The sequence below is a fragment of the Marinoscillum sp. genome, from assembly GCF_965229915.1.
Lineage (GTDB): Bacteria > Bacteroidota > Bacteroidia > Cytophagales > Cyclobacteriaceae > Marinoscillum.
Map to the genome: position 1 here is coordinate 2,884,734 of NZ_CBDDJZ010000001.1, position 18,688 is coordinate 2,903,421.

General features: G+C 43.7%; 18 protein-coding genes. 8 read left to right on the forward strand and 10 right to left on the reverse strand.

Annotation, left to right across the window (positions count from 1 at the left end; genetic code table 11):
• Positions 1-295: 295 nt before the first annotated feature.
• Complete coding sequence (locus tag ACO067_RS12370; RefSeq protein ID WP_421874557.1) at positions 296-766, reverse strand: hypothetical protein; 471 nt, start codon at positions 764-766, stop codon at positions 296-298.
• A 7-nt stretch (positions 767-773) separates the two neighbouring features.
• Between ACO067_RS12370 and ACO067_RS12375 the strand changes: the two genes are divergently transcribed.
• Complete coding sequence (locus tag ACO067_RS12375) at positions 774-1,103, forward strand: SOS response-associated peptidase family protein (RefSeq protein WP_421874561.1); 330 nt, start codon at positions 774-776, stop codon at positions 1,101-1,103.
• 639 nt (positions 1,104-1,742) lie between these two features.
• Positions 1,743-1,970, forward strand: a complete 228-nt coding sequence (locus ACO067_RS12380) for a hypothetical protein (RefSeq protein ID WP_421874563.1) — start codon at positions 1,743-1,745, stop codon at positions 1,968-1,970.
• A gap of 38 nt (positions 1,971-2,008) precedes the next feature.
• On the opposite strand, the gene ACO067_RS12385 is transcribed toward ACO067_RS12380, so the two are convergent.
• From ACO067_RS12385 to ACO067_RS12395, 3 genes are all read right to left on the reverse strand, one after another.
• Entirely contained in the window at positions 2,009-3,283 is a 1,275-nt protein-coding gene (locus tag ACO067_RS12385; protein WP_421874565.1) for a sensor histidine kinase, read from the reverse strand.
• Between the two features lie 124 nt (positions 3,284-3,407).
• On the reverse strand, positions 3,408-4,028 hold the full coding sequence (locus ACO067_RS12390; RefSeq protein ID WP_421874567.1) for a thioredoxin family protein: 621 nt from the start codon (positions 4,026-4,028) through the stop codon (positions 3,408-3,410).
• A gap of 53 nt (positions 4,029-4,081) precedes the next feature.
• Positions 4,082-4,768, reverse strand: a complete 687-nt coding sequence (locus tag ACO067_RS12395; protein WP_421874569.1) for a DUF6962 family protein — start codon at positions 4,766-4,768, stop codon at positions 4,082-4,084.
• A gap of 69 nt (positions 4,769-4,837) precedes the next feature.
• On the opposite strand from ACO067_RS12395, the gene ACO067_RS12400 reads away from it, so the two are divergent.
• Genes ACO067_RS12400 through ACO067_RS12415 form a run of 4 tightly spaced genes read left to right on the forward strand, consistent with a single transcriptional unit; the run spans position 4,838 to position 9,266 of the window.
• A complete protein-coding gene (locus tag ACO067_RS12400; RefSeq protein ID WP_421874571.1) occupies positions 4,838-6,214 on the forward strand; it encodes a neutral/alkaline non-lysosomal ceramidase N-terminal domain-containing protein in 1,377 nt (458 codons plus the stop codon).
• Positions 6,180-7,265: an alanine racemase gene (locus ACO067_RS12405; protein ID WP_421874573.1), complete on the forward strand. Its 1,086-nt coding sequence runs from the start codon at positions 6,180-6,182 to the stop codon at positions 7,263-7,265. The genes ACO067_RS12400 and ACO067_RS12405 overlap by 35 nt, the downstream gene beginning before the upstream one ends.
• The gene (locus ACO067_RS12410) at positions 7,262-8,377 is read left to right on the forward strand and encodes a glycoside hydrolase family 3 protein (RefSeq protein ID WP_421874575.1); all 1,116 of its coding nucleotides are present in this window, start codon (positions 7,262-7,264) and stop codon (positions 8,375-8,377) included. The genes ACO067_RS12405 and ACO067_RS12410 overlap by 4 nt, the downstream gene beginning before the upstream one ends.
• 16 nt (positions 8,378-8,393) lie before the next feature.
• Positions 8,394-9,266 (forward strand): bestrophin family protein, encoded by an 873-nt coding sequence (locus ACO067_RS12415; RefSeq protein WP_421874577.1) that lies wholly within the window; start codon positions 8,394-8,396, stop codon positions 9,264-9,266.
• Positions 9,267-9,370: 104 nt separating this feature from the next.
• On the opposite strand, the gene ACO067_RS12420 is transcribed toward ACO067_RS12415, so the two are convergent.
• Positions 9,371-11,800, reverse strand: a complete 2,430-nt coding sequence (locus ACO067_RS12420; RefSeq protein WP_421874579.1) for an ABC transporter permease — start codon at positions 11,798-11,800, stop codon at positions 9,371-9,373.
• A gap of 232 nt (positions 11,801-12,032) precedes the next feature.
• Here ACO067_RS12420 and ACO067_RS12425 point away from each other — a divergent pair, with 232 nt between their 5' ends.
• Both ACO067_RS12425 and ACO067_RS12430 read left to right on the forward strand, forming a co-directional pair.
• Entirely contained in the window at positions 12,033-12,422 is a 390-nt protein-coding gene (locus ACO067_RS12425; protein WP_421874581.1) for a hypothetical protein, read from the forward strand.
• 127 nt (positions 12,423-12,549) lie between these two features.
• The gene (locus tag ACO067_RS12430; RefSeq protein ID WP_421874584.1) at positions 12,550-12,933 is read left to right on the forward strand and encodes a hypothetical protein; all 384 of its coding nucleotides are present in this window, start codon (positions 12,550-12,552) and stop codon (positions 12,931-12,933) included.
• Here the strand turns inward: ACO067_RS12430 and lipA are convergent.
• The 5 genes from lipA to ACO067_RS12455 form a co-directional block, all read right to left on the reverse strand.
• Positions 12,926-13,825 (reverse strand): lipoyl synthase, encoded by a 900-nt coding sequence (lipA, locus tag ACO067_RS12435; RefSeq protein WP_421874586.1) that lies wholly within the window; start codon positions 13,823-13,825, stop codon positions 12,926-12,928. The genes ACO067_RS12430 and lipA overlap by 8 nt on opposite strands.
• Before the next feature lie 59 nt (positions 13,826-13,884).
• Complete coding sequence (locus ACO067_RS12440; protein WP_421874589.1) at positions 13,885-14,586, reverse strand: hypothetical protein; 702 nt, start codon at positions 14,584-14,586, stop codon at positions 13,885-13,887.
• A gap of 35 nt (positions 14,587-14,621) precedes the next feature.
• Positions 14,622-14,972, reverse strand: a complete 351-nt coding sequence (gene ytxJ, locus ACO067_RS12445; RefSeq protein WP_421874592.1) for a bacillithiol system redox-active protein YtxJ — start codon at positions 14,970-14,972, stop codon at positions 14,622-14,624.
• A 1-nt stretch (position 14,973) separates the two neighbouring features.
• On the reverse strand, positions 14,974-16,605 hold the full coding sequence (locus tag ACO067_RS12450) for a hypothetical protein (protein WP_421874595.1): 1,632 nt from the start codon (positions 16,603-16,605) through the stop codon (positions 14,974-14,976).
• 71 nt (positions 16,606-16,676) lie between these two features.
• The gene (locus tag ACO067_RS12455) at positions 16,677-18,653 is read right to left on the reverse strand and encodes an alpha-ketoacid dehydrogenase subunit alpha/beta (protein WP_421874598.1); all 1,977 of its coding nucleotides are present in this window, start codon (positions 18,651-18,653) and stop codon (positions 16,677-16,679) included.
• Between the last annotated feature and the right edge of the window lie 35 nt (positions 18,654-18,688).

Here is an 18,688-nt window from a genome sequence, read left to right on the forward strand (position 1 = left end):
CCTTACTAAGGGAAATATTTCAGCACGAAAATTTTGAGAGCTTCCAAGTTTACTATCATAATAAGGAAGCTGATTATATCAATACCTGTATCAGTATTGGAAGACATTTTACTGTCCCGATGGAGTTCAGAAGAAAAGTCGTGCCATTTCAAATTTCTAGTCCCTGTCCTCAACTTATATCTAAATGAAACGTTAGAAAATTTTGTTCTCTATTCTAAAAAGAGCAATAGAAAAACCTAGCCGTAATTCTGGATTTTTTTTATTAGTTGATTCGCGTGAATTGGTCTTTGATTTGTTAACTATTCGTAAAAAGCAGATAAACAAATGCCATAATGGAGGCAGTCAGTGATGTATCTGAAATATTGGAATATAAGTGGGCATAGTCAAATGTGGTAATTGAATATTTCTTTGTGAGATCTAAAGCATGATCATATTCTCTAGCGTCAATGTACTGCAGAATCTCAGAAATATTCTCAGCATCTCTCTTACCTTGAGAATATTCATACTTTACTGAAACCAGATTGCAAATTATTGATACTGCTAAAGTTGCTAAGATGCATTTGCCGATAAAAGAATCTGTATATTGATTTTCTGTAACCAGTAAAGTGAATAGCGCAGAGGCGATTAGAATCGTATAAGTATGAAATCGATTATATTGAATTCTAAGATCTTCATTATTAACTGCCGATTCTCTATTTAAAATATTGGCTAAAATCTCAATCTTTTCTTCTTTAGGTCTATCTAACTTCAGAATTTCCTTAATCATATTGCATGTGTTCTATACTAAATATACCAAAGAACGAGTAATAAAGTGTGCCAAGCGACATGTTCTGGAAGTTGATCCAGATCAGTTTCCTAAAGATATGCACCATGCCTTTGCTTTCTCCAGAAGAGATTTACCAGTCATTCTAGATGGCCAGCCAGAAAAGATCCAGCCCCTGAAATGGGGACTTGTACCATTTTGGACAAAGGATAAAGCCGGAGCTGCCAAGATTGCAAGGAACACGCCGAATGCTATGGGTGAGACCTTCTTTGATAAGCCTGAATTCCGGTTCGCTCATAATTCCAGAGGAATTAAAGCAGGATTGGCTCGACCATTTTGAAGAAGAAGTAGTCGACAAGAAACACCTGAAGAGCCATACCCAATGGAAGAATTACAATATCACACCGTCTCAATGCTCACAGGAAAAAATGGAGTTGGAAATAATCCAGAGGCTAGTGAAAAAACTGTATGGGAGCTTGAAGGAATACCTGATTAAATTAAAATATTTTTAATTAAAAAGATTATAACATACTTTTACGATAAGAAAAAAGCGAGCTTTGGCTCGCTTTTAAAAGAACAGATCAGAAGCTATGGCGCAATAGCAACTGAGGCACTTAAAGACAAACACGGTTGTTCCAGCAATCGTGTTTTTTTATGTCTTTACTTCTCAGAATTTAACCTAAGCTTCTTCTATTTATTTGAGCCTTTCCTAGACTAGAACCTCGCAACACGAAGCGAGCTTAGCCAAAGTTTACATTATGCTCGTAAGAAGAATCAGACCGATAACCTGATCTTTTTCAAAGATAAAAAACAAAATTCAATTTTCTTTTGCTGAATAATAATTGAAAAAGCTAGTTCGTGTGGATAACTGGAGCTGCCTTTCAGGCCAACGAGTGATAGTGTGGATTAGTAATACATAATGTGGATAAAAACTATAGTAAGTTACTATAATTGACATTAGAGGGATAAAAGAGTTTCAATGAAAAATGTGGATAACTTTTTTAAAAAGAAAAGTTTGTCAATGAATTTTGCTCTCTTTTCTAAAAAGAGCCATGGAAAAATCGAGCCGGCCGGGCTGGATTTTTTATTGTTAGACATTTCCTGCCTTCTACAGGTCTACGAAGAAGGAAGCCATGGTTTGAGAGAATATCAAATGGAGAAAGACAAGGAAGTGAAGCACTGGTTTGGAAGATATTTGAAGAATTAGACTGGACTAAGACTTCCGTTCACAATTTTTATTCTTCCTTAAGATTCCAAGGGAATCTTAACTCTGAAAATGGTCCCTTTGCCAAAAGTGGAGTCAAGCACTATTTCCCCGGAAAGTTTATCCACCGACTCTTTGACAGTAAACAGTCCCAGACCAGAGCCACCCATAATGTTGGATGCTCGGTAAAACATGTCGAATACTTTGTCCTGAAATTCAGGCTCTATTCCTGATCCATTATCCTCCACACTGAGGTGTAACCAGCCATTATCCACTCTGCCTGACACTTTAATAAACCGCTTGATTTTGGCTTTGTCATGATATCGGATAGAATTGGTGATCAGGTTATTGAGCATGCCGATAATTCTTCTTTTGTCGGTGACTACCTGGAGATCCCTTGGCATATCCAATATTAGATCAATTCCCTTAGCCTCGGGTGCATGTCTAATGAGCTCCCAGATGACTTCTGCCGTTTCAGAAATGTTAAACTCCTCTTTCTTTACTTCAAAATTTCGGGTCCGGGCTTGTTCGGATACATCCTCTATCAGGCCCCATAGATTCTGCAGGCTTTGCCCCATAGTATCTAAATAATGGTCCCGATTCACTTTATCGATCGATGTAAGCTGGATCAAGTTAAGCATAGAGTGAATGGGACCTTTGAGATCATGAGTGATCGTATAGGAGTATCGGTCTAGTTCATTGTTGAGCTGTTTCAGTTCTTCATTGGTCCTGGTCCTCTCAGCAATGATGTCTTGCAGGTAATCAATCAGCAGTTTAATAGTCATAAGCACACCCACCACACACAGCACAAAATCAACAATCTTGTTGACCTGTAGGGTGCTCTCATCGTACTCCCGTGTAGGGAGCAGAGAAAAATCAACAAAAGAATCCAATAGATAGAGTGCAAACGTGAGGCTCAATAATGAGAAGAGCCTAAACTTCTGGTCATGACCCATTAGCACATATTCCACCACGATGATGGAGAGATAGAAGATTGCCGACATGGAATCCTCGGGAATGCTGGACATGACAATGTAAACAAAGAAATTAAGGGCGACCAGCAGGACTGAACGTCCTGCATCATACTTGCCCAACCTCAACAAGTACAGCGCAAACCCAAAAAGCAGTACAAAAGGAAGATAGACGAATAAGCTACTCGGATATCCAAGGTAAATGTCATATGCTAGAAAGAGTAGGGAGATAAGTATGTAAACGACAATAGTCCCTGCTGAAAATAAAATGCGGGAACGCTCTATTTCTGAGAATACCCTGGCATTGCCCAATATGATTTCCTGAAATCGGCTTTTTTTGAACATGCTGATAGCTTGTGGAAATGCGAATATAATTGATACAATGTTTTGAAGGGATATTCACAGACTTGATGAATCTGAATTTCGATCAAGGAATACGAATTTGTTTGTATGCCTCACTTCTTAGCACTCACTTTTCCATTGTCGATTCGATGAAATGGTTGACTATTTCACTTATTTCATCAACGGTACTCCGTCCCTTATCCTTTAGATACCATTTCTGCAGCTCTACTGAAAACTCGCTATATGGTCTGGGAGTCTCTTCTTTCTTCCAGTTATCAAAAAGCATCTGTGCCTCCTGTGGTCTCGGACCCCAGGATCCAAGTACTTCATGGTTTTCGTCCAGGATGATCAGTTTGGGGATAGATCGGCCACCACGAAAAAGGAACTCATCCATCAGCTCTAGGTTATCGTCTCGCAAGACATAACGGGTGTCAATAAGCGCGTTAGTTTCGGCTAATTTCTGAATAAGAGGTACAGTTTGTGCAGCATCACCACACCAGCTTTCTGTAATGGTCAGCCAGGTTTGTGGTTTATCTATTGCAGGTAAGGCATACTCATCCACAGATGTCGTTTTGATCAGTCGGGTCATTCGCTGGTTGTTCAGCTTGGTATAATGTATCAAGCTCTCCGACTGGGTAGGACCAGAGGCACGACCAGTTTCCGTCAGTGAAGTCATGAGTTTTAAGTACTCTTCATAACTCATGGATTGCTCCATTGCCTGGTTGATGATTTTTGACAAACTATTCATTGATTTCATTTTGGTGAGACTGATTAGTAAATCAAAATGCATAACATTTGGTTCTATGCTTCCCTGGGATTTTGATCAATTGTCGCCGTGTTGCTATTGAGTGAGCTTTCTTGATATCCTTTCACCCCTTTAAAAAACATCCAATACATCACCAACATGATCACATGTGCCACATCGTCACGGTTAAACCACGCCGGGTGAATGTCCACCTGACCTATTTTGGCAATGCCGATGGCCAACAGGCACGCAATGCCATACAAGAAGTATTTGTAACTGTGCTCACCTGCTTTGAAACGACCGTAGGAAAGAATGCCTGTCAGGATAAAAAACCCTGCACTGTGAATCATGACCCACTTGAATGAAAAATCAAAAACCAACATGGCGAATGTGGCAAAGACTTTAGCCCGGATAACGGTGGTGAGCATTTGTTTTTTCTTTGGGTCTTCCACATCCAGAACCATGGCCAGCTCAGAGGCTACCACTCCCACAATGGCCAGTCCCCAGTTGGTGATCTTGAAGTATTGACCCGTATAGTTGTAGAGTAGGTGTGTAAAGCCCCCGAACACGAAGGCTGCGGCATATGCTAAAAAGAACCACCTCCAACTCTTCTGAAACGGTGTGTCACAACCAGAGAGTTTTTTATAGAAAACATAGGACTGAGCGGCCAGCACCCAGTTCATCAAGGTACTTAGTGGCTCCAGCAATTCCAGCCCAAACAGTTCAAATGCTACTTTTTCCAACGATAGTCAGTTTTTTGAATGAGCGAAACTAAGGAAGATGGGCTAAAGATATTTGCTAACTTGCCTTAAATGATTCGGATCATCCTGAAAATAGTAATGGTTTTGTTCGCCTTTTTTGCCGTGATCGTCCTGTCGGTCACTACGGTAGTGGACACTACTCCCTATGCTCAGAAAGCCTTTTATCAGGAAATGGACCAGCGCCTTGATTCACTGGAACAAAATCTGGTGATTCGATCAGATTCCTCTCAGTTGCAAGTGGCCTGGGCAGAGGTGAATATCACTCCCAATGAGCTACTACCACTCGCGGGCTATGGAGCGCGAGACCCCAAATTGATGGAGGGAATTCTGGATTCGAGCTACGTGCGTACTATCGTGTTCCAGCTCGGCGTGCGTAAGGCGGCAATAGTTACAGCAGACTTACTCATCATTCACCCGGAACTCAGAAATGCGGTATTTCAATCACTCCCGGAAGGCTGGAGTCCAGATGAAGTTTACTTCACAGCCACTCACACCCACAGTGGACAAGGCGGTTGGGCCCCGGGAGTGGTAGGTGAGCTTTTTGCGGGATCATTTCAGCAAGATGAGCTGGATTTCCTCTCGCAAAACATTTCCTATTCAATAGAAGTGGCCTACAGCAAACTGAAACCCGGAACCGTTCAATTTGGAGAGCTTTCATTGGATAATTTGGTTAGGAATCGGCTGGTTAAAGACCGGGGCATTGTGGATCCATGGCTGAAGGTCGTCCGCATTCAGCAAGACACATTGATTGGGCAGTTGATCAGTTTTAGTGCACACGCCACCTGCTATGGCGCAGCAAATCACCGGCTCACATCTGATTACCCGGCACAGCTGGTAGCTTCGTTGAATAACACATTTGACTTCACCGCGTTTGCAGCTGGAGCTGTAGGTAGCATGGCTGTAAATGTGTCAGGAGAAACACCAAAAGAGGTTGCGAACGCTCTTGCAACAGAACTCACCGAGCAAACGCAACTGCTCAGCCTTATTGGCATGAGCCAGCAGCCACCACAGACTTTAACCAGTTTCAGGTTGCACTTGCCTTTGCGAGATCCCTATGTCAAGCTCACTAATCGCCTGGCTTTGCGCCCTTACCTTTTTGAAAATGCTTTTGGCAATTACAGTAATGATATCAATGTGATGGTGCTGGGCCAAGCCATCTTTGTTGGACTGCCGTGTGACTTTTCTGGCGAATTGGCAGTGCCACTTTATGAGGAGGCCAGAGCACTCGGGTACCAGCTTTTCATTACTTCTTTTAACGGCGGCTATGCCGGTTATGTCATCAAAGATGAATGGTATGACTTGAATAAATATGAAGCAAGAACCATGAGCTGGTACGGCCCTGATACCGGCTCATATCTATCAGAAATAGTCTCACGATTGATTCACACAATACATGAAAATAGTCAAACCAACCTTGCTCATCGATGAGCAGAAAGCCAAAAGGAACATTCGCAAAATGCTGCAAAAGGCCCGCTCAAATGGTGCTGAATTGCGGCCTCATTTTAAAACGCATCAATCAGCCGATGTAGGGGAGTGGTTCAAAGACGAAGGGATTACCAAAGCGACTGTTTCATCGGTTGACATGGCGCGGTATTTTGCGGATGCGGGCTGGGACGACATTACGATTGCCTTTCCCTACAACCCACTGGAAGCAGAAGAAGTGGAAAAACTGGCTAAGAGAGTCACGCTAAATGTGACTATCGTGTCCAAAATGGCGCTTTATCATCTAAACCAGCACGTATCTGCTCCCATCAACTACTACATCAAAGTAGATGTTGGGACTCACCGAACGGGGATACTGCCCTCCCAAACGGAACAAATAAAAGAAATGAGCCTCAGCGAAAACCCTAACCATCACTTGGTGGGGCTGCTCGCTCACGCGGGACATACGTACCAGCCTATGACCAAATCCAGTGCTGAGAAGGTTTTCATGCAATCGATGAAGGCGTTCAGAACGGTTTCTGAAATAATCGGACGCCATGACCTGATCATTTCCTATGGCGATACACCTTCGTGTTCCATATTGGATGACCTACCTGGAGTAAACGAATGGCGGCCGGGTAACTTCGTTTTTTATGATATCATGCAGGAATATTTTAACAGCTGTACCTATGACGATATTGCCGTATGCATGGCATGTCCGGTGGTAGCCATCCACGAAGACCGAAACGAGGTGGTAGTGTACGGTGGAGGTGTTCACCTGTCAAAGGACTTTATCGAACCGGATGGCGAAAGAGTGTATGGCAAGGTGGTTGCATTATCAGATGATGGTTGGAGTACCGAGCCTATAGCATCTGTTGTGCGTCTTTCTCAAGAGCATGGTATTCTTCGGGTTTCAGATGAGTTGCTCAGTTCGCTAGAGATTGGCAGTTTGGTAGGGATTTTGCCTGTGCATAGTTGCCTGACAGCTGACCTTCAGGGTTACTATGTATCTTTGGCTGGTCGTAAACTCAACAAGTTCAACAAAGCAGAAGCATGAAAAAGCTTTTATTAATGGCCGGATCGGTTTTTTTGATCCTACAAGTATCAGCACAAACAGATTCGTTGACGGTGAAAGATTCCCTGGATCAGATGATCGGCCAGATGATCATGGTAGGTATTGGTGATTTCAATACCCTCGATCAGCAGGCTACAGTGTTTGAAGCGATTAGAGCCGAACAAGTAGGAGGCGTGATTTTGTTTGAGAAAAACCTATCACCAAATAATACGGTAGAGAATCTTCAAGGAATTTTGAGGTTTACACAAAAACAAGCGAGGGTACCGCTTTTCATAAGTATCGATGAGGAAGGTGGTCGGGTGAATCGGCTGAAGACGAAGTATGGATTTCCCAAGACTGTTACGGCACAGTATTTAGGTGAATTAGACAACCTGGACAGCACTTCCTTTTATGCGAAGCAAACCGCCGGGATTCTGTATAAATTAGGAGTGAACATGAATTTTGCTCCTTCAGTAGATGTCAACATTAACCCAAATAATCCTGTGATAGGGAAAATCGGGAGATCCTATTCTGCAGACCCAATGGTGGTGACCAGACATGCTCAGGCTTTTGTAGAAGGCCACGAGCTTTTTGGCGTGGCGACTGTTTTGAAGCATTTTCCTGGTCACGGGAGCTCCATGAGTGATTCACATCTTGGCCTGACTGATGTGTCCGACACCTGGAAGTTTGAGGAGCTCTTACCGTATAAAGCACTGATGGATTCTGGAAAAGTCAGAGCCGTTATGACGGCCCATATAGTGAATGATGTGCTGGATGATAGCAAGTTACCAGCGACTCTTTCGGATAAAGTCATCTCAGAGGTACTGCGAGGATTTATGGGCTACGAGGGAGTGGTGGTCTCCGATGACATGCAGATGAAGGCGATCAGTGCGCAGTATGGATTAGAAGAGGGCATTAAGATGGCTGTGCTAGCAGGAGTGGATGTGCTGTTGTTTGCCAACAATGTGCCAGACTATGAATTAGTTACCGCACAACAAATTCATGCAATCGTTAAGAATCTCGTTAAAAATGGAGATATTAGTAGGGATCGCATTGAGCAATCCTACCGTCGAATCATAACTTTGAAGAAAGACCTGGGACTAGTAAATCCCTAGAACTGTCACCTAACCTATGATCCAGTACAACCCTAAAACCTGGTTTTCGCTCATTTTTGATGTGTATAGCCGGTATGTCATCAAGTTACTGTTCCCGTTGCTCTTGTTCGTGGGGGTATTTTCATTGGGCTTGTGTTTTCTGGTGCTGACGGTATTTGACTATCACTTTGCGGGTACCATTGCCTTTCACTCCATACTTGGGGTAATCCTTGGTTTATTTTTGGTCTTACGGACCAATACTGCTTATGATAGGTGGTGGGAAGGTCGCAAGCTGTGGGGACAACTCGTTAACGACAGCAGACAGATGGCGATCAAAATTCACGCTTTCTTGCCCAAAGAAGCAGAAGAGCATCGGGAGTTTTTTCGACGCATGATCCCCAATGAGGCATTTTCCATGAAGGAACACCTAAGAGATAGTATCCTCGTGGGCGAGATGGACCTGATCGATGAGCCTATCAAACAGCGGGTAATCAAAAGCAAGCATCGGCCGAACATGATCAACAAGCTGCTGATGGAACGTGTAATGCAGTGTCATCGGGAGGGACTGGTCAACGACCAGCAGCTGTTCATTCTGGACAAAGAAGTCAAAGGTTTTACCGACATTATCGGAGCTTGCGAGCGAATCAAATCCACACCGATTCCTTATTCGTATAGCATGTTCATCAAGAAATTTCTTTTCATATACTCACTGACCCTGCCAGTGAGTTTCATGTGGGAGCTGCACTACTGGACAGTACCTGTAGTGATGTTGGCTTTTTACTTCCTGGTGAGTGTGGAGCTGATTGCCGAGGAGATTGAAGATCCTTTTGGTAATGACATCAATGACTTGCCGCTGAATGACCTGGCACTGAAAATCAAGCGCAATGTGTCGGAGATTCTGCATACATAGGGGCCTTAGAGTGAGACCAAGGTAATGATGCATGACACTCACTTTTTTCAAAGCATTTGCACACAGGATTTTGAATGGAATATGAGAGTTGGATGATCAATAAATCAATCATCCTTCAGTGTCTCTGCTGGATTGATCAAAGCTGCGGCGATTGTTTTATGGCTAATGGTCAGGAGCGCTATCACCAGAGTAGTGATCAGCGCAGTTACGAAGAAGCTCACACCAATATCTATTCGGAACGAGAAGTTGTCCAACCAAAGGTTCAAGAAATAAAAGGCCAGTGGTGCTGTCACTACAAAGGAAATCACCATCAGGATGACCACTTCTTTAGAAAAGATAGTCAGGATGTTCAGTGGAGTAGCTCCGAGTACTTTTCTCACACCGATCTCCTTGATGCGGTTCATTGCTATGAATGATACCAAACCATACAATCCAAGGCATCCAATGAGAATAGAAATCACCGCGAAAATGCGCATCAACGCTGTGATGTTTTGAACGTCTTCATAGCGCTCGGCAAGAGATTGGTCATAGAAGTCATAATCCAGCACATACTCTGGATACACTTGGTTCCAAACACTTTCAAAATGAGCTTTGGCCTCATCTATACTTGCCAGGCTAGGTGTTTTGAAAGACAAGCTATAAAAAGCTTCTGGATAATGAAATAATAATACAAAGTCCAGGTCTTCCTCCAGAGAGTAGGTGTGAAAGTCTTCCATCACGCCGACTACTGTTTTATTTCCGCCCCAACCAGTCTCTAGGGTTTCACCAATGGCTTTGTCATATTCTCCTTTTTGAAAACCCATTAATCGAGCTATTTTTTCATTGATCACCACATTGTTGGAGTCTCCTTCCTGTACGGTTCTTCCGGCTAAAATCTCAATATCGAAGAAGTCTGTATAATAAGGGTCTACAGGTTTAAAATTCGCGTGATAATCCTTCTCTGATTCCAGCGGAGCATAGTTGATGTTGCTATGAGAATCGGAGTTTCCTGTTGGTTCACTTAGCCCATACGTGACACTTTCGATGGCAGGGGAAGTCAACATAGCCTGTCGAAAGCGTTCCATTTTCACCAAATCCCGTTCTGGCAAGTAGGTGGTCAGGATTGCTTCGGTGGCAAAGCCCAGATCTTTGTTTAGAAAATAATCTGACTGTGAAGACACGATTAGCGTGCCGATGATCAAGAACTGGGAGATCGCAAACTGGACGATGACCAGTCCTTTGCGCAAGCTCAATCCACCAGAATGGGCTTCTGAGGTGATTTTCTTTTTGAGCGCCTGCACCGTGTTCATTCTGGATAATAATACCGCCGGATAAAACCCCGACAACAGACTGACCACAATAAAGAGGATAAACAAGAAGAGAAACGTCTCTGGATTTCCAAAAAGATCTACTGAGAGCTGATAACCGATGATATCTGACAGCAAATTAAACATCATCTCGGCGATGGCCAGGGCAATCACCACGGCAAAAAAGGTGATGAGAGCGATCTCCGAAAGGAATTGTACCAGCAGTTGTGAGGTCATGCTACCTATAGCTTTGCGTATGCCGATTTCTTTAGCCCGGTTGGATGCCTGAGCAGTAGCCAGGTTCACAAAGTTGATGCAGGCGGTCAACACTAAAAAAATACCGATCAGCCCCAAAGCATACAGGAACTGTAGTGAAGTGGCTCCCGTGTAGGATCCATACTCCTGATCGAAATGAATTTCACTGAAGGACTGAGCCAAGTACCTTCGATCTTCTGACCTTCCCTCACCATGGTGTTTTTCTACAAAGGCGATCATCTCCTGATTGAATGCTGTCGGATTGAAATGATCTCCAGGAATGAAATAGGTGTTGGTGTTGGAGCTGGTGCTATTCCAGCTGGTGCCACCACCAAAATAGGGGTTTACCTCGTCTTGACTTTCATAGTCAAACAAGTATGTAAAGGGGAGCGAAGTAGGTTCTTTAGGATCTTCGATCACACCGACTACCTTAAAATCTTTGAGGTTATTGAAATTGATGAGTTTGCCGAGTGCTTCCTGCTCCATCCCTTCTGGCAGTTTGAAGAGTTTTCTTGCCTCGGAAGCAGAGACTACCACAGACTGAGGATTGGTAAGTGCGGTTTGGGGGTTTCCAGCAATCCATTCCACTGTGAAAACCTCAAAGTAAGAGTTCTCAGTAAAAGCGATTCCATCATCGATCATGAATTTTTGCATTTCACCATTGCCGTCATAGACATTGAGCTGGTTACCATACACGTAGTTGGTTCGCACAACGGATTTTACATTCGACATGTCAGCCTGAATGGCAGGACCAACCGGATGCGGTGTGCCCATACCCTTGACTACCTGATCTGGATAGATGTTCTCATTGACCACCCGATAGATTTCGCCGTAATGCTCATGGTGCTTGTCATAGCTAAACTCATAGCTGATTACCTTATAAATCACCAGTGAGCAGCCAATACCCATGGCAAGGCCAAAAACATTCAATAAGGTGTAGACTTTATTCCGCTTGAGATTGCGAAGGGCGGTGATTAGGTAGTTTCTAAACATGAGCAGTCAAATTGTATGATCTCTGGTAACCAATATATGTGCCAACAGTCATTAACAGCTTTTTTGGTGGTTTTTGTATCAGAAACAGTCCCCTTATGTACACATCATTGTCCAATAGTGGACACCAGCTGACAGAGTATATAGGTAAAAAACCTAAGTTCGTCGATTATGAATAGGCGATTTGCCTACACAATGTGTTATTTGTACACGTAATCATCAAGCCTAGTTCATCATGTATTCATCACCTTGCCTGGAGATAAAATCCGAGGAGTTCATCGGTGCCCCTGCACTGGAGTTTTATTTTAAAGGGAAACTTTCACTGGATATGAGCAGACAAGCTACAGCTGCCTGGTCTCAGTTCATTGAAGAAAATGCTACCACATCCTATTTATTTATCTGGGATTGTATGGAGATGACCGGTTTCGAAATGGCGGCCAGAAGGGAGTGGTTATCCGCGCTTACCAAAACTATTGGTCACATCAAAAAGGTAATTATTATCTCAGATAATATGCTTATTCGTGGCTCAGCCCGACTCATGCTGAAGCTCTTGAATGTGCAGGTAGAAATCTACAAATCCAATCAAGAACTCATGATCAGTCCGTTTGGGCGCTACCTGGCATAAGGAACACTCATAGGCATATCACTTACTCTAAACAATAGGTAAAACACTTAGTTAATCGAAAAGCAATTTAGTGAGTGTGTCATATGATATGCTTATTCTAATAAACCAATCGACCTAAAATAATATCATGTTACTAAAATCAACTAACGTCGACCTGAGCTACAACGATCAATTTGATCTTCCATGCCTGGTGTTCACGTTCAAAGGGAAGTTTACACAACTGGCGAGTGAGGAGTCTACACAAGTATGGAAAAAAGTATTCGATAAGTCCAACAGTAAGCATATTCTTGTCTGGGATTGCTCACAAATGACTGGTTTTGAGATGTCGGCCCGCAGGGAATGGCTCAAATACATGCAGTTACTCAGCAATCGAATCGATCGGGTATTGGTCATTTCTGACTCGGTACTGATAAGAGGTTCCGCTCGATTGATGCTGAAGCTATTTAACTTCAAATCCGAGATATACTCCAATCAACGAGAAGTATGGGATAAGTATCCAGCCTTTATCTAATGGCTTGGATAGGCACGTCCACATGACGCTCTGCGTGGTACGATGATCTAACCAAAGGGCCTGACTCTACATATTTCAATCCTCTTTTTAGGCCTTCTTCGCGGTATGCATCAAATTGATCTGGATGAATGAACTCTGCCACCTCTATGTGCATCTTAGTAGGTTGTAGGTACTGGCCTAGTGTCAGGATGTCCAGACCATTAGCCACCAAATCATCCATTGCTTTGTGTACTTCATCCTGGGTTTCACCCAGGCCGAGCATAATTCCGGATTTGGTTCTTTTGCCTGCTTCTTTGGTCAGTCGGGTTTGTTCCAGGCTTCTGGCATATTTGGCCTGTGGACGTACCCTACGATACAGTCGCTCCACTGTTTCCATGTTGTGTGAGACCACTTCCTGTCCAGCATCTATCATGCGGTAAAGTGCATCCCAGTTACCTTTCACGTCAGGAATGAGGGTTTCAATGGTCGTTTCTGGGCTTAGTTCTTTCACTTTTACCACAGTTTGGTACCAAATCTCCGCACCTCTATCTTTAAGTTCGTCACGGTTTACAGAAGTAAGTACGGCATGTTTTACGCCCATGGTTTTGATGGCTTCTGCCACGCGCTGTGGCTCTTGCTCATCGTACTCAGGTGGTCTTCCGGTAGCTACTGCGCAGAATGTGCAGCTTCGGGTACACACATTTCCCAGGATCATGAAGGTGGCTGTACCAGCTCCCCAGCACTCACCCATGTTGGGGCAGTTACCACTCTCACAGATGGTGTGAAGTTTGTTTTCATCCACAACCTTTCGCACTTGAGCATATTCCTTTCCCACCGGCAGCTTCACACGGAGCCAGTTAGGTTTTTTTACTTTTTGTGCTTTGTCTTGAGATATAGTAGGTAATTCGATCATGTCCTTCAAAATGTTGTGCAAAGAAAGCTTCGCTATGTTAAAGTTCCAAACAGAGGAATTTACTTCCTTGTTCCCCAGTACATACTAAAGTATAGTGCTGTAAATATGGCACGGTTATCCTGGGTGGGAATGATGACGATTTCTTTCGGGAATGCTTCCATAGATATGCCTACCTCTACGCCCGCCACATTGTTTTTAAAAGCACCAAATTCGAACGAAAGGCCGGCTTTTGCATTCAGACCCAGAGTAATATTGGATTCGCCCAACCCTTGAAACAGCTTGCCTGATCCCTGGATAGAACCTCTGCTGGTATGCTTCTGAGGGTCATATTGCTCATAACCCGAGCTCGTCAGCACGTAATAGGGTGCGATGATCCCGATGGTTGGTCCGGCAGCAACAATTCCACTGATTTGTACCCCTTGCTGTGGAGCTTTTTTGAAAAAGAGTTTTTCTCGTCCATAATTACCTCGGATCGAATAGAGAAAGTTCTGCTTACCAAACGTAAAATAAGTCCCCGATGGAGATGGATATCGGTATTCCTTAGGATGCTTTACATTGACAATTTCTACACCATAGGTGGTAAATACATTGTCTTTCTGTCTTCTGGCCAGTTTAAAAATACCACCACCTATTAGCCCACTGTTGGTATTTTTTGTGAGTCCCCAGATTATTTCTGTGTTGTAATCGTCCTCATCGTTTTGCGCCTGGCTTACCAGAAACAAAAACAGGAATGTAAGGGACAAAAGGGACTTCAGTTTCATAAGTATCAAGTTAACAATTTAGGGTAAGATTACCCTCAGGCGGCTACTGGTTTAATGTTACCCACCACTTCATCAAAGGAAATGCCAAAGTGAGAATTGTCATACACGCATGTGCCGTTTTGTATCAATAGCACTTGCGGGCTTTGATGGTCAATGCCGAATTGTTCGGCTACAGCATTCGACAGTGCTCTGTTGGCAATAAGGTCCAGAAAGTACGCTTCCAGGTTATGCGCTTTGTCAGGGTTCCACTTGCGTTCGAGTCTGTTCAGTGACGCTGCGCTTATGGAGCATCGTGTGCTGTGCTTAAAAATAAGTACGGGTCGCTTCTTTGAAATTTCGGTGATCTCTTCCAGCTGGGACAAATCAGTAAGTTGCTTCCAATTCATATCAGTTATTCCAGATTTCTGCTTCTTTTCTATCAAACTTTGGTTTAGAAATTTTATCAGTAACAGCATCTGGCTGCGCTTTGTTCCAGTTAAATCGTGTCCAGAAAATATTCCACTTGCGCATACTCTTTCTGATGAGCTCACTGTCACTGTTTACCTTGTTGCTGCGGAAGCTTGGATGCATGTCTTTTTCACTGATCCATTTACGTTTGAAGTTGCCAGAGAAATTAGCCGAAGGGCTCTGCTTTGGATCAAACCTGGGTACTTCGTTGCCTTCATACCGTTTTTGTTGATTAGAGGTCCAGAGGTTGTTTATGGTAAATCCAACTTTGGATCGCCCTTTGTCAGTTCCTTTGTATTTACTGCTGTAGAAGTTATAAGGCCTGTTTGCCTCTTTCTGTCGGTCATTCCCGTCAAAGCGGTGTTTGTTGGTAGAATATCTTGGCTTAATCCAGTTCCATTTCATACTAGCATAAGGAGACCCCTGTGAGTATCGCGGTTGGGTCTTCTTGTTCAATAGGCGATCGAGAACAGACTGATACTCTGGACTACCAACGGAGTATCTAGGTGTGACGGATTTTTGTTTTCGAGTGAAAGGTGATCCAGCTGAGTAGCGCACATCCGGTTTTGAATGAAAGATTTTCTCAAACAAGTTGAGTTCATATGGGCTTCCCTGAGAATAACGTGGCGTGATGTTCTTATCCTTCCTGGTGAATGGAGATCCTGCTGAATAGCGTGGAGTAACGGATAGCTGTTTCCTGGTAAATGGTGACCCAGCAGAATACCTGACTTGAGACTTAGGGCTGAACAGTCGCTCCAGGAAGGTGTCTCCCTCAGAGCTCCTTTGAGAGTATCGAGGAGCTACTTTTTTATCCTTGCTCGTAAAAGGTGACCCTGCCGAATACCTTGGATTTACGGAAAGTTGTTTTTTGGAGAATGGTGAACCTGATTCTGATCTTGGGCCTGAGTTTCTATTAAACAATTGGCTCAGAAAGTTTTGCTCGAATGGTGTGCCTGCTGAATAGCGGGGAGTTACAGACTTCTGTTTTCTGGAAAAGGGTGATCCAGCCGAATATCTTGGCGCCACTGACAATTGCTTTTTCGTAAAGGGAGATCCAGAAGAATATCGTGGCCCGCGATCCCGATTGAAAAACTGGGCAAAAAGTGATTGTTGAAAAGGCTTGCCACTGGAAGTTCGCGGAGATACGCGTTTATCCTTTTTGGTGAAAGGAGGTCGGGATCCACTGGTGCGAATTGGTTTCTTTTTCCCTGACAATAGCCCTGCCAATCCAGATGAGGAATACCTTGGTGAGGTGTACCGCTGCTTTTTGAAGAGGTCTCTTCGTTTCGATGTTACAGATCTTGGTGTAGTACTTTTCCGTTTGTTAAATGCTGCAAATGGCGAGCCTGATGAATATCGTGGAGAGGTGCCTCGTTTGCGTCGTTGCAAAGCACCTCTACTGCTCGACTTACCCTTATCCTGATGAAAAAGGTTATATAGCCATCCTTTCTTGTCGCTTTTCTGAGTCTTCAGCCGCTTATCAGAATCAGTGATTAACTGACCGTAGGCTTCATTCCCAGAATACGCTATAAGTATCAGGAAAAAGGAAGATATGATTAGAAATCTTTTCAACACAAACTTACATTCATACCAAAGATTTCAAATTTACTTCGTAATCCCAATCAATTAACGGTATATCCCGACTAATAGCGTATCAGTTGGTCGATTTTATCTTTAATTCGGTTCTTTGGTAAGAAATTCTCTTCCAGTGCTTTAGCGAAGGGCACAGGCGTATCCAAACTTGCTTCACGCATGACCGGTGCATCCAGATACTCAAAGCAATGTTCGCTAATCCAAGCCGCTATTTCACCACCGATTCCGCCTGTCAGACAGTCTTCATGAAGAATGATTGCTTTACCTGTTTTTCGTACAGAAGCGGCTACAGCTTCTTGGTCCCATGGTAGGAGAGTGCGTAGGTCCAGAATATCTGCTGAAATGCCTTTTTCTTTGACGGCTTCTAGTGCCCAGTGAACTCCCATACCATAAGTGATAATGGATAGTTCATCGCCCTTGGCTGCCAGAGCTGCTTTTCCTACCTCAGTGGTGTAGTAGTCATCTGGTACTTCCGCACTCAACGAGCGGTACAACGCCTTATGCTCAAAATACAAATATGGATTTGGATCCTCGATTGCTGCATTGAGGAGGCCTTTGGCATCTACTGGGTTAGATGGATAAACAATTCTCAACCCCGGAGTATGGAAAAACCATGCTTCATTGGACTGACTGTGAAATGGACCAGCACCCACACCGGCGCCAGTAGGCATTCGTACCACCACATCTGCATTTTGGCCCCATCGGTAATGTATCTTGGCCAGGTTGTTGACGATCTGGTTAAATCCACAGGTGACAAAATCTGCAAACTGCATTTCCACTACAGATTTCATTCCGCGGATGGAAAGTCCCAGCCCAGTGCCCACAATAGCAGATTCGCAAAGTGGAGTATTTCTTATTCGATCTTTACCAAACAGGTCCACGAAGCCTTCAGAGATTTTGAATACGCCACCATAGTCAGCCACATCCTGACCCATCAAGATCAGATCAGGGTATTTCTCAAGACTTTGTTTTAAGCCGTCAGAAATGGCATCTACAAAACGTTTGGCAGTTGTTTTCCTGGTTTTTGGGTGGATGACCTTTTGAGAGAATGGAGCAAACAAGTCTGACACTTCCATTTCTGTATGTGCTTCTACATCCGGTTGGTCAAATGCTTTTTTTACTGAGGCATTGATCTCTTTCTTAATTTTTTCTTTGACCTTATCCAGTTCCGTTTTAGTGGCTACTTTCTCCTTGAGTAACCACCTTTCGTAATTTTCAATCGGATCCTTTTTGGACCAGTATTCCATGAGTTCGTTGGGGACGTATTTGGTACCTGAAGCCTCTTCATGTCCGCGCATTCTGAACGTTCGAGCTTCGAAGATGACCGGGCGTGGGTTTTTTCGGATGTCTGCAACGAGGGGTTCTAGTTCGTTTAGAACCTCCAGAATGTTGTTGCCTTCCACGCTGACAGCATCTATTCCATAAGCGGGACCTTTTACGGTAAAGGACTCAAAGTTGAATTGCTCGTGGCTGGGTGTAGACAGTCCGTAACCATTGTTCTCGATGATGAAAATAACTGGCAGGTTCCAAACAGAGGCCACATTCACTGCTTCGTGAAAGTCCCCTTCACTGGTCCCACCATCACCACTAAAGACGATGGTCGCTTTTGGTTCGTTTTTTAGAAGCCTGGCGAGTGCTATTCCATCTGCTATACCAAGCTGAGGACCAAGGTGTGAGATCATTCCCACGATATTGTGAGCCTTGGATCCGAAATGAAAGGAACGATCCCGACCTTTAGTGAAGCCGTTGATTTTCCCTTGAAACTGCTCAAATAGCTGAGTAAACTCAACTCCTCTTGATGTGAAAACCCCCAGGTTTCTGTGCATGGGTAGGATGTATTCGTCGTTGGTGAGTGCCAGGGCAGCACCTACGGAGATGGCTTCTTGCCCAATTCCTGAAAACCATTTGCTAATCTTTCCCTGTCTGAGTAGAATTAGCATTTTTTCCTCAATGAGCCGTGGAGTTACCAGCTCGGAGTAGATCTCCAATAGTTGTTTATCGGTTCTTTTTTTGCGAACAAAATTCATCGGTTCTGTCTTTGTTTAGGGGTGTGATGTTTTTG

Coding starts and splice junctions, on each gene's coding strand:
- ACO067_RS12370 (WP_421874557.1), bottom strand. CDS start 766: ATGATTAAGGAAATTCTGAAGTTAGATAGACCTAAAGAAGAAAAGATT.
- ACO067_RS12380 (WP_421874563.1), top strand. CDS start 1,743: ATGAAAAATGTGGATAACTTTTTTAAAAAGAAAAGTTTGTCAATGAAT.
- ACO067_RS12385 (WP_421874565.1), bottom strand. CDS start 3,283: ATGTTCAAAAAAAGCCGATTTCAGGAAATCATATTGGGCAATGCCAGG.
- ACO067_RS12390 (WP_421874567.1), bottom strand. CDS start 4,028: ATGAATAGTTTGTCAAAAATCATCAACCAGGCAATGGAGCAATCCATG.
- ACO067_RS12400 (WP_421874571.1), top strand. CDS start 4,838: ATGATTCGGATCATCCTGAAAATAGTAATGGTTTTGTTCGCCTTTTTT.
- ACO067_RS12405 (WP_421874573.1), top strand. CDS start 6,180: ATGAAAATAGTCAAACCAACCTTGCTCATCGATGAGCAGAAAGCCAAA.
- ACO067_RS12410 (WP_421874575.1), top strand. CDS start 7,262: ATGAAAAAGCTTTTATTAATGGCCGGATCGGTTTTTTTGATCCTACAA.
- ACO067_RS12415 (WP_421874577.1), top strand. CDS start 8,394: ATGATCCAGTACAACCCTAAAACCTGGTTTTCGCTCATTTTTGATGTG.
- ACO067_RS12420 (WP_421874579.1), bottom strand. CDS start 11,800: ATGTTTAGAAACTACCTAATCACCGCCCTTCGCAATCTCAAGCGGAAT.
- ACO067_RS12425 (WP_421874581.1), top strand. CDS start 12,033: ATGTATTCATCACCTTGCCTGGAGATAAAATCCGAGGAGTTCATCGGT.
- ACO067_RS12430 (WP_421874584.1), top strand. CDS start 12,550: ATGTTACTAAAATCAACTAACGTCGACCTGAGCTACAACGATCAATTT.
- lipA (WP_421874586.1), bottom strand. CDS start 13,825: ATGATCGAATTACCTACTATATCTCAAGACAAAGCACAAAAAGTAAAA.
- ACO067_RS12440 (WP_421874589.1), bottom strand. CDS start 14,586: ATGAAACTGAAGTCCCTTTTGTCCCTTACATTCCTGTTTTTGTTTCTG.
- ytxJ (WP_421874592.1), bottom strand. CDS start 14,972: ATGAATTGGAAGCAACTTACTGATTTGTCCCAGCTGGAAGAGATCACC.
- ACO067_RS12455 (WP_421874598.1), bottom strand. CDS start 18,653: ATGAATTTTGTTCGCAAAAAAAGAACCGATAAACAACTATTGGAGATC.